Source organism: Bacillus sp. AR8-1, assembly GCF_008042345.1.
Classification (GTDB): domain Bacteria; phylum Bacillota; class Bacilli; order Bacillales; family Bacillaceae_G; genus Bacillus_A; species Bacillus_A cereus.
Window position 1 is genome coordinate 290,100 of record NZ_QNUB01000017.1, and the last position, 13,471, is coordinate 303,570.

Consider the following 13,471-nt stretch of genomic DNA (forward strand, 5'->3'; position numbering starts at 1 on the left):
CTTGTAGAGCAGTAGATTCTACAAGCTTTTTTTCAGCGTAAGGAATTTGTAAGAAACGGGTAAGAAAAAAGAGATTTTCGTTGTCTATTATAGAAATATAGAGTATTGCGAAAGGGGAAAGTAACATGACATATATATTAAAAACAAACCAGTTAACGAAAGTGTTTAAAGGGAAAGAAGTTATTTCCGGTGTTAACATGCATGTGAAAAAAGGAGAAATTTACGGTTTTTTAGGACCAAACGGTGCTGGTAAAACAACGATTATGAAAATGATTACAAATTTAATAAAACCGACGAGTGGTGATATTGAAATCTTCGGTGAGAAATTAACAGATACATCTTATGAAGTATTAAAAAGAATGGGGACAATTATTGAATACCCAATCTTTTATGATAAATTAACGGCGAAAGAAAACTTAGACCTGCATTGTGAATATATGGGCTACTACGATAAAAATGCAATTGACCATGCTTTACATTTAGTGAAACTACAAGGGATAGATAATAAAAAAGTAAAAGATTTTTCATTAGGAATGAAACAACGACTCGGTATTGCAAGGGCGATCGTGACAAAGCCAGAATTGCTCATTTTAGATGAACCAATTAACGGTTTAGATCCAATTGGTATTAAAGAGTTACGAGAATTATTTAAAATGCTCTGCAAAGAATACGGTATTACATTATTAGTTTCTAGTCATATTTTAGGTGAGATGGAACTAATGGCCGATACAATTGGTGTGATTCAAAATGGAAAACTAATAAAAGAAGTTTCAATGAAGAGTATTAACGGAAAGCAAACAGAGTACATTGAAATCACTGTTCCTGATGTGAAACGTGCAGCTTATATTTTAGAAGATAAACTTGGTATAAAAAACTACAAAATAATGAGTGGAACCATGATTCGTGTGTATGATACGTCAGCGTCTCAGCAGGCCATTTCAAAAGCACTTATTATGAACGATGTGGAAATTGAAAGTATTAATAAGAAACATAGTTCCTTAGAAGAATATTTCTTAAATGTAATGGATGGAGAAGGTATTCATGCTTAATGGACTGTGGCTGAACCTGGTAAGTGGATTTATCGTAATGCTAATAAGTGGAATTTTATATTATAGAAAACCAGAGCGGAAATGGTTGTTAATTCTACTAGTGATAGGAATGTTAAGCTTCGTTACTGCTGGAATTAGAATGTTAGCTGCATAAAGACAGTTATATAAAGAATGGAGGAGTGGTTTGTATGCTTAGATTAATGAAGCTCGAATGGAAGAAACATAAATTATCTAGTTACTTTAAAGGGGTAGCAATTTGTATTATAGCAATTTTCGCTGCAGTAAGCCTTATGGCATTGGGAATGAAAGCCGAGGAAGACATGCTCTTCTCTGACTTCACACAGAATATGGCTTTAGTAAATATTTTTATTAGGATAACATTCATTATTTTTAGTTCGGTCATTTTATCACGTTTAGTAATTGATGAGTATAAGAATAAAACGATACAACTATCATTTATGTATCCGCTTCAAAGGAAAATGCTAATGAGTGCGAAATTAACAATTGTTTTTTGTTTTTGTTTTGTGAGTACCATTATCGCGACTTTCATTATTAGTTTGCTTGTTTATTTTGTGAGTCCAATGATGGGACTGATTGAAACACCAGCTACGATAGGTGAAATAATAGCTATCGTTCCAGGTACTATTATAAGTGCATTTATGATATCTGGTATAAGTTTAATTCCTTTGTTTTTTGGAATGAGAAAGAAATCGACACCGACAACGATTACTTCGGCAGTAATAATTGGTATGCTGATTAGTGGTAACTTTGGACCTGGAAACGGTCAAGTAAGTATGTTTGATTTTATAGCTATCCCAATCGTGCTCTGTTTATTAGGAATTTTCATTAGTTATCTATCGTTTCGTAAAATCGACAAGATCGATGTGGCGTGAAGCAAGCTTAAAACAAAAAACGAACTGGGGTATGAATGGTGAAAAAAATAATAGTAATTGCAATATTATTCATTACAATTGCTAGTGCGGTTTTTGGTTTTAAGGTGTTTCAGGGGAAAGATTTTAAGAAAGAAAAGTCTTTTGAAATCAATAATATAAAAGAAATAGAAGTAGACAATGAAAATTGGAATCTTGAATTTAAACGTAAAGACGCTAATAAAATAGTAATTTCCGCTCAAGGTGAACAAGTAGATAAAGAGATAGATCCTGTCAAAATAGAAAATGATGAAAATAAAATTATGATTAAACAAAAACAAAAGATGAACAGATTTTTTAATGGTTTCACGTTTAGGAAGAAAAATAGTATATCTATAGCTATTCCGAAGAAAGAAATAGATAAAATTGTAGTAAATAATAAATCGGGTGATGTGAAAATAAGAGATATAGTAGTAAAAAGCATCGTGACAAAAGGAAAATCTGGAGATGGAATGATTACAGGGTTATCGGCAGAGAAGGGTGAATTTACATCCGAAAGCGGAGATTTAATGTTAAAAGATAGTTCATTACAAGAAGTAAATATAACTTCCACTACTGGAGATAATTATGTAAAAAATGTAAAAAATGAAAATATGAACATCAATTCAACATCTGGGGAAGTATTACTGAAAGATATGACAGAAGGAAAATCATTATTTGTAGAAACAGAATCAGGGGATATTGGCGTACGGTATAAAGGTGTCCCTACATCATTGAAGCTTATGGCTAAAAGTAATTCGGCTGACGTAATAGTGGATTTAAAAGGACTTAAGAAAGATAAAAATACAGACAAAATAAAAGTAGGAACGATTGGTGATGCAAAAAATGAAGCGAAGATTTTAAGTGAAACAGGAGTCATTTATATTGATTAAGTCCAAGGAGGAAGGAGGAATATCATGCTACGTCTTATGAAGTTAGAATTGAAGAAATTTAAGTTTGGATGGTATGTGAGGGGAGCAGTTATTGCAAATATTATTATACTGGCATTATTAATCTTTGTTAGTTTCATTGCACAAATAGAAGGAGATCCAGAAATAAGAGATCCGCAGATGATTTTGTTAATGGCTAGTACAGTAGTAAGAGCAACATTTATTATTTTTGGTAGTGTATTAATAGCAAGGTTAATAATTGGCGAATATAAAAATAAAACAATACTACTCATGTTTTCTTATCCCATTAACCGAAAGAAAATGATGGCTAGTAAGTTGGCTATTACAGCGATAGTAACATTTATAACAGTTATTGTATCTAACATTTTAGTAGTAGGAATCTTCTTTGGGATAGATAGTTGTTTTTCAATTCTTCCTAATTCATTCACAGTAGATCAATTGGTGCAAGAAGGAATAAAACTAGTTCCTTTAGCCATTGCAACTGCGGGGATGAGTTTAATCCCATTATATTTCGGAATGCGTAAACGTTCAGTACCAACTACAATTGTTTCATCTCTTATCGTTGTCTCAATTGCAATGAATACCAACCCAGAGTTTCCTACAGCAACTTTACTTCCCCTTCAACTAGCATTGGCGGCAATTGGAGTTGTGATTGCGTATTACGGCATTAAAAATATAGAGAAGGAAGATATAACTGTATGATAAGAATATGTGAAAAAGAGTTGGCGTTACACCAACTCTTTTGTGTATATGTACGCTTCGTTACTACTCTGTAAATTTAGAGTGTGTGCTTAAATACTTTTGCACGTCTGGAGAAATGTTAAAGTTATTAGGACTTTTATATTCGATAGTAAACTCGCCGTCGGTACTTGTTTCAAAGGAGATTGCATAGCTATTCATTTTAGCATCGTAAGAAGTATTTTTGACTTCTGCATCTAGATTAAAATATTTTGTAATATACTCTTTTGAGTCCGTAATTGCTGCTTGTTTTCCCCAAGGGGTACCATAATAGGTGAAATAAAGAGATACACTAATAACTCCAATAAGAGAAGTTATTAAAATAGTTCCCATAGCTATTTTTTTATTTTTTGTATTCAATTTGGTTACTCCTCTTCGTAATATGTATTCATTTTAACCTATATATTCCATAAAACAACCATTTTAAAAAATAGTTTCACATGAAACAAGTTACAGAAAAAGACAAGATATGTAAACATCTTGTCTTTTTTGTCGTTACATTTTAGGAGCTTCCATTCCAGCCGCAGCCCATTCTTCTTTTGCGGGGCCATATACGCCAGGAACTGTTAAGCCAGCTTGTCGCATTAAAACCGTCATTTGTCCGCGGTGGTGATTTTGATGATTAATGAGTGTCATTAAAAATATAGAATTCGGCATAGGGCGACCAAAGAAGTCATTAATAGTAGCTAAGTCTTTATCAGTCCATTTACTTTGAAGTGTTTCAACAAAAGCCGCGTTTACTTTACGGTATTCATCTGCAATTGTTTTTGCAGAAGTTGGAACAGGATAATCTTTCAATTCTCCTTCAAACTTTAGCCCTGTGCCAGATAGTATAACAGGAATTGCCGTCACGATGTGCCAAGCAACTCTACCTAACGTCCAGTGCCCAGGTGCAATTTCTTGTGATAAAGATGCATCGGTTAATGAATCAAGCATTTTCTGAGTAGACTCTGCTTCGTATGTCCATGATTGCAAGAAGCCGTCAATAGTTTGGTACATAGTTATCCCTCCTATTTTTGTTCATAGATTAAATTCGTGAGAGAGACGTTATTCCCTCTATGTATTGAATCTTCCCTGTGAAAAATTCTTTTAGTAGTAAATAAAACCGATTAATGCGCTTTTAAGAGTTCATTTTAGGAAGGGTTTGAATGGAGATATTTTTGTAAAAAAAGGTAATATTTTGATATAATTGAATAGTGTTCTATAAATTAGGATTTAGGGAGTGGGGAAATGGATAGCGAGTTAAAAGAAATTATTGAGCAGTTTCAAAAAGTTTTCACTCAATATTATAAACATTTTTTAGAATTTTATAGTGCGAAAAAACAAATGGATAATATTTATAATGTAGCACACCCCGAATTAGTAGAGGATTCAATTAAATTACAGGTGTTTTTTTAAAAATTACCACAACAAATTCAACAGAGATTGTTAGAAGTTGATTTTGAGGTTTTTATGCATTGCAATAATGTAGTCGATTTTTATTCATTACGAGAATACTTATATGAGAATAAAAAATTTTATACTATAGCAACATTAGTAGAGCGAATTGATGCTGAACTTAAGTTGGCTGTTCAAATTGTGGAAGCGGATGTGCTAGATTTTTATGATATGTTACCAAAAAGAAATCTTAACTTTTATAGAAAAGAGAAGTATGTAAGTTTACTTGAGGAACATGATGGGATAGAGAACGTCCCAAATAACCCTATTGATGAAAGAGAAGAATTACAGTATAAAAATAATGAAGATATGTGGCAACAAAAATTTGAGCATATAGATGAGAGCGCATCTAAAGATATGTTAAAACAGTATAATGAATATGTTGATAAAGGTAATGAGTCAATTGAAAAAACTACGAAGTTTGTAGGAAATGTTTCTCCTATTTTTTCTTCTATTTCTAGATGGGTTATTGAATTAGTTAAAAATAGTTAGTGATTGAAAGGAGATAGTTTGTATACTAAAAAATTTAATTTAAATATAATTTTCAACAGAGATATATTGAATATATGTGTAAAAAGGAGGCTTCTAACAAGAAGCCTCCTTTTTAATTAACTTTCTTCCCACTTTTCCTCATCAACCATAAGAAATAAGGTGCTCCAAGTACAGCAACGACAAGGCCAGAAGGAATTTCTTTCGGATATGCGATTGTACGTCCAAGTAAGTCAGCAACAGAAAGAAGGATTGCTCCAAATAGTGCTGAACAAACGAATAGTCTTTGATGGTTCATACCAACAACAATTCTTGCTAAGTGAGGTGCGACAAGGCCTAAAAAGGCAATTGTACCGACGGCAGCGATATTTACTGATGCAAGTAGTGTCGCTAGCACAATTAGAGCAAGACGTGTTTTATTTACTGGTTGCCCAAGTCCAGTTGCTAAATCGTCTCCCAGTACGAGAACGTCAAGTTGTTTTATTAAGAAAAAGATAATGAATACAAGAATTAGAGATGGATATAGAATGATATTTTCTAAGTGATTCCACCCTCTTGCATACGTACTGCCAGATAACCATGTTAAAGCAGCGGCAACATTCAAATTGGCTCTAACGATAAAGATTTGAATAATTGCTGAGCCAAGTGCAGAAATACCAATCCCTATTAAAGCAAGAGCTGTGGGGCTAAACCCTGATTTCCATGAGAAGAAGAGGACAATTCCTACTGCAAGTAGTCCACCAATAAATGCACCAATTGGTAGGAAGAAACCAGGAAGTGCAGGAAAGACATACATAACAGTTAAAGCACCGACACCAGCTCCCGATGAAATACCAATAATAGAAGGATCGGCAAGTGGGTTTCGTAATATACCTTGGAAAACAAGCCCACTTATTGCAAGGCATGCACCAGCAATAGCGGCAACGAGCATTCTTGGTAAACGAAGATTCATCATCATATTTTTGTCAAATTGTGTTAATTGACCTGATATAACATTAGTAATGCTTTCGATATAAGCGTTACTACCGATTGTAACACCAAGAGCAATCGTCACAATACAAAGTGTGATAGATATAATGATGACCTTTTTATAAGAGTAATAGCGGGAACTAGCTCCAGCTGCATTCGCACCGTTATCATTCATATATTGTTTCGACTTCATCATTCGATAAACTAAGTAAATAAGCCAAGGAGATCCAATCATTGCTGTGACTGCCCCAACAGGAAGTTCTGCACCGGTTGGATCTATTAATCTACCGACAACATCTGCTCCAAGCAATAATACTGCCCCCCATAAGAAAGAAGAGAGAAGAAGAGTAAAGTGTTGACGGTATCCGATAAGGCGCATTAAATGAGGTGCAACTAAGCCGACAAATCCAATTGGTCCAACAACAGTAACAATTACTGCTGTTAAAAAGATTGCAGCAATGAAGGCGATAAGACGTGTTATTGCTGTTTTTTCACCAAGAGAAACAGCAACATCATCACCAAGTAAGAGAATGTTGAGTTTACGAGATATAAATAGTAAAACTAGGAAAGAAATAATGATAAATGGAAAAGCAAATTGAACGCCATCCCAGTTATTTTGAATAAGAGATCCAGCTCCCCATAAAAATAAACCAGCTGTTTCATTTTCATAGAAAAGCTGCATCGTTCCGGTAAAGGCAGAGAGCATTAATGTAACGACCATACCAGCTAATGCCATTCTAAGTGGGGTTCCCTTTTTTCCACCAGAAATACGGTATACAAATAAAGCAGTAATAGCACCGCCGATAAATGTGAACAGAAGCGAATTAATTTGCAAGCCTTTCGGTAAGAAAATTGTAGCCGCTACTAGAAAGAAATATGCGCCAGAGTGAATACCCATTGTACTGGATTCAGCAAGTGGATTTTTCGTTAACGTTTGTAAAATAACCCCTGATGCAGCAAGAGCACCTCCAGCTAAAATGGCAATTACAGCTCTAGGTAATCGAAGCATGATTAAAGTTTGATGTTCTAGCGATTGGTTCGGTGAGATAAGAGCATTAATAATCATACTATAGGAAATGTTTGCTTGACCTTGTCCGATATGAATAAAGAAAAGGAGGAGCAAGAGAGCTGCTCCTCCTCCGAATACAAGACTTGCTCGAAGTGTATGTTGTAAGCTATTCATCGTGTAATCACTTCTTCGCTGTCATTACATCTGCTACTTGTGTTGCTAAAGATGTTGCAGACTCAGGACCACCGAAAATCCAAGTGTCGCCTTTTAATTTATACATTTTGTTTTCTTTTTTGAACTTTAATTCTTCCCAAGCAGGGTTGCCTTTTAGTTGCGTGTCAAAAATGTTATCTTCATCCGCTACAATGTAAATGAAGTTTGAATCTTGTACACTTTGTAATGATTCTACAGTTGTTTGTTTGAAACCATCTGGCTCAGATTTTCCTGCTTCAAAAGTATTTGTTAAACCTAATTTTTTTGTAACTTGTAAAGCTAAAGAATTGTCAGTTAAGATACGGAACGTTGGTACGTTTTTAGCAGTAAATGCTTGTGCCATTGCGATGTTTTTATCTTTTAAGTCTGCTTTCTCAATTTTTGCTTTTGCATCAGCGAATGCTTTATCCATATCAGCTAATACTTTTTTACCTTCTTCTTCGTTTCCAACTGCTTTTGCAATTTGTTTAAATGTTTCTGTCATTTCAGCAAAGTGATCATTATTGCTTGTTGATGGATCAAACATAACTGTTGGTGCAATTTGCTCTAATTCATTTTTAATTGCTTTACCACGGAATGAAGCTGTGATAATTAAGTCTGGTTTTAAACGGCTAATTTCTTCTAAGTTTGGTTGTTGACGTGTCCCTACATCTACAACATCTTTACTTGGTTTTGTTTTTGTATTTACCCATTTATTATAATTCTTAATGTCTGCCATCCCTATTGGCTGAACACCAAGTGCTAATAAGTCTTCTGAATATACCCACTCAAGTACAACTACTTTTTTCGCTGGTTTATCTAACTTCGTTTCGCCTTCAGCGTGTTTAATTGTTATAGCTTGATTTTTATTGTCCGCTTTTGTTTCTTTTTTCTCCTCTTTTTGCTGTCCGCATCCAACAGCGAATAGAAGAACTACTATGAAAATACTGAGAATTTTCTTCATCTTCTGCCCCCAAATTAAGTGTTTTTTGTAACTAGTACCATAAGTGAAAATGGTTATCAATTACAACACCCAAATCATACTATGAGGGTATTTTAAGTGTCAATATATTTTTAAAATTTTGACGAAAAATAACGAATTATACGGATTTTTATATATTATAGTCGCTATTTATGAAGAATAAGCCTCTTTACTAAAAATATTGGCGAATGTGGAAAGTTTAAATGGGAAAGTGGCTGTGTACGATAGTGTAATGTGTATTGTTAATAGTCTGTGGAGATAAGGCGAAAGTACAAGCAAAAGGAGAGTGAATCGCATGTAATAATTACTAGAATGTATGGAGGAAATCTGTGTTTTATCCCCGACTAGGCAAAGTATTTCTTTGTTATTTAGATAGGTGTTTTTTAAGTCGGTGATTGCGCTAAAAAGATCGAATGTAAAGGAAGTGATCAACATGTCTTCATGGAGCAATAACGTAAATGGATATTGTGGGTGTAATAATCAAAATGGTGTACATGTTGATTCATGCTGTTTTAGTTGCGATGGGACAGTTCCTAAGGTTGGTCCAACCGGTCCGACGGGAGCAACAGGAGCAATAGGTGGCACAGGCCCAACGGGGGCGACAGGAGTAACAGGCGACACAGGTCCAACGGGAGCGACGGGAGTAACAGGCGATACAGGGGCAACGGGTCCAACAGGAGCGACAGGAATAACAGGAGCAACAGGCCCAACGGGAGCGACAGGAATAACAGGAGCAACAGGCCCAACGGGAGCGACAGGAATAACAGGGGCAACGGGTCCAACGGGGGAGTAACGGGAGCAACGGGTCCAACGGGGGCGACAGGAGTAACGGGAGCAACAGGCCCAACGGGAGAAAAACGAACAACAGCAACAGGAGTAACAGGAGCAACAGGCCCAACGGGAGCAACAGGCCCAACAGGAGCAACGGGTCCAACGGGGGCGACAGGAGTAACGGGAGCAACGGGTCCAACGGGAGCGACAGGCGATACAGGTCCAACAGGAGCAACAGGCACAAGTGTAACGGCAACATACGCATTTGCAAATAATACGTCGGGTACAGCAATATCGGTACTACTAGGTGGAACAAATGTCCCGCTTCCAAACAATCAGAATATTGGTCCAGGTATTACAGTGTCTGGGGGGAACACAGTATTTACGGCTGCAAATGCAGGGAATTATTATATTTCATATTCAATTAATATAACGGCTGCATTATTAGTTAGTTCACGAATTACAATTAATGGGGCACCGCTTGCTGGGACTATTAATTCTCCTGCATTAGCAACGACATCATTTAGTGCGACAATTATTACGACTCTTGCGGCGGGGAGTGCAATTAGTTTGCAATTATTTGGTTTGTTAGCTGTTGCGACATTATCAACAACTACCCCAGGAGCGGTATTAACAATTATAAGATTAAGTTAATGACAAACTCTCTTACTCTTTTAAGATTAAGAGAGTTTCTACATATAATAAGAAGTTAATGAAGTAAAGCATAGTTATACAAAAGTCAGAATATTATGATTGTAACGCTATGGTGACTATAATATAATGAAAATAACCATCATGAATGAACATTCATTTATTTTTTATGTATTTGAAGGGGGAATGAAGGTGGAAAAACCATGGTTGAAAAGTTATCCAGAGGAAATTCCGAGTACGATTTCTTATGATATTCAGCCGCTTCATAGATATGTAGAACAGATGGCTTCTCGCTACCCAGAAAAGAAAGCGCTTCACTTTTTAGGGAAGGATATTACGTTTTCGGACTTCCATGATAAGGTGAAGCGGTTTGCAAATTATCTTCAAAAGCTCGGTGTGGAAAAGGGTGATCGAGTTGCTATTATGTTGCCGAATTGTCCGCAAGCTGTAATTGGTTATTACGGTACATTACTTGCGGGAGGTATCGTAGTACAAACCAATCCACTGTATACAGAAAGGGAATTAGAATATCAGCTTCATGACTCGGGAGCAAAAGTAATACTTTGTCTCGATTTAGTGTTTCCAAGAGTAACGAATGTTCAATCTGCTACAAAAATTGAGCATATTATCGTAACTCGTATTGCAGACTTTTTACCATTCCCTAAAAATCTATTGTATCCATTTGTGCAGAAAAAACAGTCGAATTTAGTTGTGAAAGTATCAGAGAGTGAAACGATTCATCTTTGGAATTCAGTAGAAAAAGAAGTGAATACGAATGTTGAGGTGCCTTGTGATCCTGAAAATGATCTAGCTCTTTTACAGTACACAGGAGGAACAACCGGATTTCCGAAAGGAGTTATGTTAACGCATAAAAACCTCGTCTCTAACACGTTAATGGGAGTTCAATGGTTATATAATTGCAAAGAAGGAGAAGAAGTCGTTCTTGGGGTTCTTCCATTTTTCCATGTTTATGGTATGACAGCTGTTATGAATTTAAGTATTATGCAAGGATACAAAATGGTCCTTATTCCAAAGTTTGATATGAAAATGGTTTTTGAAGCGATTAAGAAGCATAAAGTGACATTGTTTCCAGGGGCACCAACTATTTATATCGCTCTTTTAAATAGTCCGCTTTTAAAAGAATACGATATTTCTTCTATTCGTGCTTGTATTAGTGGATCAGCACCACTGCCAGTAGAAGTACAGGAAAAGTTCGAAAAAGTTACAGGTGGTAAACTAGTAGAGGGATATGGTTTAACAGAATCCTCTCCGGTTACACATAGTAATTTTTTATGGGAAAAGCGAGTGCCAGGTAGCATCGGAGTTCCGTGGCCAGATACAGAAGCAATCATTATGTCGCTTGAAACTGGTGAGGCATTACCGCCAGGAGAAATAGGTGAAATTGTAGTGAAAGGCCCTCAAATTATGAAAGGATATTGGAATAAGCCAGAGGAAACAGCGGCTGTATTGCAAGATGGCTGGCTCCATACAGGTGATGTTGGCTACATGGATGAAGATGGATTCTTCTATGTAAAAGATCGCAAGAAAGATATGATTGTCGCGAGTGGATTTAATGTGTATCCTCGTGAAGTTGAAGAAGTATTATATGAGCATGAAAAAGTGCAAGAAGTAGTGACAATTGGAGTTCCAGATCCGTACCGAGGAGAGACAGTTAAAGCATTTGTTGTGTTAAAAGAAGGTACGGAATGCTCTGAGGAAGAATTAAATCAGTTTGCACGTAAATATTTAGCGGCTTATAAAGTGCCGAAAGTATATGAGTTTAGAGATGAATTGCCGAAAACGACAGTAGGGAAAATTTTGCGCCGTGTTCTAATAGATGAAGAGAAGAGAAAGAATGAGGATGAGCAAACGGGCTAAGGCCCTTTCTTTTTGAAAAAATAGGATTGACACTTTTCTAAATAGTCAGTATTATAAGAATATGAATGACTATTCATTCAGTCATCTTCTTGAAGGGGACAGTAAAGTGAAGAAAAATAGACCGAAATACAATCAAATTATTGATGCGGCAGTCATTGTGATTGCGGAGAATGGGTACCACCAAGCGCAAGTTTCTAAAATCGCAAAGCAAGCTGGGGTAGCTGATGGCACGATTTATTTATATTTTAAAAATAAAGAAGATATATTAATATCCTTATTCCAAGAGAAGATGGGAGAATTTGTCGAAACAATTCGTCAAAAAACAGCAGGAATTGAAAGCGCTGTATCGAAGTTATTCATGTTGGTAGAAACGCACTTCTTGCTGTTGTCGCAAAATGATCCGCTTGCTATCGTTACGCAATTAGAGCTAAGGCAGTCCAATCAAGACTTGCGCCTTAAAATAAATGAAGTATTAAAAGGCTACTTACAAGTTATGGATGAGATTTTAGAGACTGGTATAAAACAAGGTGAATTTCAAGCAGATTTAAATGTTCGCGTGGCAAGACAAATGATCTTTGGAACAGTAGATGAAGTTGTGACCAATTGGGTAATGAGCGATCATAAGTATGATCTGGTCGCACTTTCAAAAACGGTACACGGGCTACTTATTGCAGCTTGTGGTTATCGTCAATAATGGGAGGGATCATGTTGAAATTCCTATCTGTAAGAGTTGAAGATCATATCGCGGTGGCGACGTTAAATCACGCACCAGCGAATGCGATGTCTTCACAAGTTATGCATGACGTTACTGAATTAATTGATCAAGTGGAAAAGGATGATAACATTCGTGTTGTTGTTATTCACGGTGAAGGACGTTTCTTCTCAGCAGGAGCAGATATTAAAGAATTTACATCTGTTACTGAAGCGAAGCAAGCAACAGAATTAGCACAACTTGGACAAGTTACGTTTGAGCGTGTTGAAAAATGTTCAAAACCAGTTATTGCGGCAATTCATGGAGCGGCACTGGGCGGCGGCCTTGAGTTTGCTATGTCTTGCCACATGCGCTTTGCAACTGAAAGTGCAAAACTTGGTTTACCTGAATTAACACTTGGATTAATTCCTGGCTTTGCAGGTACACAGCGCTTACCACGTTATGTTGGGAAAGCGAAAGCTTGTGAAATGATGTTAACAAGTACACCAATTACTGGTGCAGAAGCATTAAAGTGGGGACTTGTTAACGGATTGTTCTCTGAAGAATCATTTTTAGATGATACGCTTAAAGTTGCAAAACAAATTGCTGGAAAAAGTCCAGCAACAACTCGTGCTGTACTAGAGTTATTGCAAACGACAAAATCGTCTCATTACTATGAAGGTGTACAACGTGAATCACAAATTTTTGGTGAAGTATTTACGAGTGAAGATGGAAGAGAAGGTGTAGCCGCATTTTTAGAAAAGCGTAAACCTTCATTTAGTGGCAGGTAGTTCAA

General features: G+C 36.2%; 14 protein-coding genes and 1 pseudogene. 11 read left to right on the forward strand and 4 right to left on the reverse strand.

Going from position 1 to position 13,471, the window contains the following annotated elements:
• Nucleotides 1-125: 125 nt before the first annotated feature.
• Genes DN400_RS12755 through DN400_RS12770 form a run of 5 tightly spaced genes read left to right on the forward strand, consistent with a single transcriptional unit; the run spans nucleotide 126 to nucleotide 3,570 of the window.
• A complete protein-coding gene (locus DN400_RS12755; protein WP_000221065.1) occupies nucleotides 126-1,049 on the forward strand; it encodes an ABC transporter ATP-binding protein in 924 nt (307 codons plus the stop codon).
• Entirely contained in the window at nucleotides 1,042-1,203 is a 162-nt protein-coding gene (locus DN400_RS29445; protein ID WP_000931814.1) for a hypothetical protein, read from the forward strand. The genes DN400_RS12755 and DN400_RS29445 overlap by 8 nt, the downstream gene beginning before the upstream one ends.
• 34 nt (nucleotides 1,204-1,237) lie before the next feature.
• Nucleotides 1,238-1,942 (forward strand): ABC transporter permease, encoded by a 705-nt coding sequence (locus DN400_RS12760; protein ID WP_000945210.1) that lies wholly within the window; start codon nucleotides 1,238-1,240, stop codon nucleotides 1,940-1,942.
• Between the two features lie 35 nt (nucleotides 1,943-1,977).
• Entirely contained in the window at nucleotides 1,978-2,850 is an 873-nt protein-coding gene (locus tag DN400_RS12765) for a DUF4097 family beta strand repeat-containing protein (RefSeq protein WP_147801701.1), read from the forward strand.
• Between the two features lie 24 nt (nucleotides 2,851-2,874).
• Complete coding sequence (locus tag DN400_RS12770) at nucleotides 2,875-3,570, forward strand: ABC transporter permease (RefSeq protein WP_000945180.1); 696 nt, start codon at nucleotides 2,875-2,877, stop codon at nucleotides 3,568-3,570.
• A 63-nt stretch (nucleotides 3,571-3,633) separates the two neighbouring features.
• Here the strand turns inward: DN400_RS12770 and DN400_RS12775 are convergent, their stop codons facing one another.
• The gene (locus DN400_RS12775; RefSeq protein WP_065229406.1) at nucleotides 3,634-3,966 is read right to left on the reverse strand and encodes a YfjL-like protein; all 333 of its coding nucleotides are present in this window, start codon (nucleotides 3,964-3,966) and stop codon (nucleotides 3,634-3,636) included.
• A 135-nt stretch (nucleotides 3,967-4,101) separates the two neighbouring features.
• Nucleotides 4,102-4,605 carry a DinB family protein gene (locus tag DN400_RS12780; protein WP_098015375.1) on the reverse strand — a complete coding sequence of 168 codons (504 nt, stop codon included), beginning with the start codon at nucleotides 4,603-4,605 and terminating at the stop codon, nucleotides 4,102-4,104.
• Nucleotides 4,606-4,836: 231 nt separating this feature from the next.
• Here DN400_RS12780 and DN400_RS29450 point away from each other — a divergent pair, with 231 nt between their 5' ends.
• Both DN400_RS29450 and DN400_RS12785 read left to right on the forward strand, forming a co-directional pair.
• Complete coding sequence (locus DN400_RS29450) at nucleotides 4,837-5,004, forward strand: hypothetical protein (RefSeq protein WP_179953504.1); 168 nt, start codon at nucleotides 4,837-4,839, stop codon at nucleotides 5,002-5,004.
• A 54-nt stretch (nucleotides 5,005-5,058) separates the two neighbouring features.
• Nucleotides 5,059-5,535 carry a hypothetical protein gene (locus tag DN400_RS12785; protein WP_147801702.1) on the forward strand — a complete coding sequence of 159 codons (477 nt, stop codon included), beginning with the start codon at nucleotides 5,059-5,061 and terminating at the stop codon, nucleotides 5,533-5,535.
• 112 nt (nucleotides 5,536-5,647) lie between these two features.
• On the opposite strand, the gene fhuB is transcribed toward DN400_RS12785, so the two are convergent.
• Together fhuB and DN400_RS12795 are read right to left on the reverse strand one after the other, a co-directional pair.
• Nucleotides 5,648-7,684, reverse strand: a complete 2,037-nt coding sequence (gene fhuB / locus DN400_RS12790) for a Fe(3+)-hydroxamate ABC transporter permease FhuB (protein ID WP_098850763.1) — start codon at nucleotides 7,682-7,684, stop codon at nucleotides 5,648-5,650.
• A gap of 7 nt (nucleotides 7,685-7,691) precedes the next feature.
• Entirely contained in the window at nucleotides 7,692-8,666 is a 975-nt protein-coding gene (locus DN400_RS12795) for an ABC transporter substrate-binding protein (protein ID WP_147801703.1), read from the reverse strand.
• Nucleotides 8,667-9,117: 451 nt separating this feature from the next.
• Between DN400_RS12795 and DN400_RS29460 the strand changes: the two are divergent.
• The 4 genes and pseudogenes from DN400_RS29460 (at nucleotide 9,118) to DN400_RS12815 (ending at nucleotide 13,466) form a co-directional block, all read left to right on the forward strand.
• Nucleotides 9,118-10,109: pseudogene (locus DN400_RS29460) on the forward strand (BclA C-terminal domain-containing protein).
• A 189-nt stretch (nucleotides 10,110-10,298) separates the two neighbouring features.
• Nucleotides 10,299-11,984, forward strand: coding sequence for a long-chain-fatty-acid--CoA ligase (locus DN400_RS12805; protein WP_000414744.1), 1,686 nt, complete (start codon nucleotides 10,299-10,301; stop codon nucleotides 11,982-11,984).
• Nucleotides 11,985-12,090: 106 nt separating this feature from the next.
• Nucleotides 12,091-12,678, forward strand: a complete 588-nt coding sequence (locus tag DN400_RS12810) for a TetR/AcrR family transcriptional regulator (RefSeq protein ID WP_000742223.1) — start codon at nucleotides 12,091-12,093, stop codon at nucleotides 12,676-12,678.
• An 11-nt stretch (nucleotides 12,679-12,689) separates the two neighbouring features.
• Complete coding sequence (locus DN400_RS12815) at nucleotides 12,690-13,466, forward strand: enoyl-CoA hydratase (protein WP_000911291.1); 777 nt, start codon at nucleotides 12,690-12,692, stop codon at nucleotides 13,464-13,466.
• The last annotated feature ends 5 nt before the right edge of the window (nucleotides 13,467-13,471 follow it).

Excerpts from the sequence above, each read along its gene's own strand:
- DN400_RS12765 (WP_147801701.1), top strand. The coding sequence starts at position 1,978 with ATGGTGAAAAAAATAATAGTAATTGCAATATTATTCATTACAATTGCT.
- DN400_RS12795 (WP_147801703.1), bottom strand. The coding sequence starts at position 8,666 with ATGAAGAAAATTCTCAGTATTTTCATAGTAGTTCTTCTATTCGCTGTT.
- DN400_RS12815 (WP_000911291.1), top strand. The coding sequence starts at position 12,690 with ATGTTGAAATTCCTATCTGTAAGAGTTGAAGATCATATCGCGGTGGCG.
- DN400_RS12760 (WP_000945210.1), top strand. The coding sequence starts at position 1,238 with ATGCTTAGATTAATGAAGCTCGAATGGAAGAAACATAAATTATCTAGT.
- DN400_RS12780 (WP_098015375.1), bottom strand. The coding sequence starts at position 4,605 with ATGTACCAAACTATTGACGGCTTCTTGCAATCATGGACATACGAAGCA.
- DN400_RS12785 (WP_147801702.1), top strand. The coding sequence starts at position 5,059 with ATGCATTGCAATAATGTAGTCGATTTTTATTCATTACGAGAATACTTA.
- fhuB (WP_098850763.1), bottom strand. The coding sequence starts at position 7,684 with ATGAATAGCTTACAACATACACTTCGAGCAAGTCTTGTATTCGGAGGA.
- DN400_RS29445 (WP_000931814.1), top strand. The coding sequence starts at position 1,042 with ATGCTTAATGGACTGTGGCTGAACCTGGTAAGTGGATTTATCGTAATG.
- DN400_RS12755 (WP_000221065.1), top strand. The coding sequence starts at position 126 with ATGACATATATATTAAAAACAAACCAGTTAACGAAAGTGTTTAAAGGG.
- DN400_RS12770 (WP_000945180.1), top strand. The coding sequence starts at position 2,875 with ATGCTACGTCTTATGAAGTTAGAATTGAAGAAATTTAAGTTTGGATGG.
- DN400_RS29450 (WP_179953504.1), top strand. The coding sequence starts at position 4,837 with ATGGATAGCGAGTTAAAAGAAATTATTGAGCAGTTTCAAAAAGTTTTC.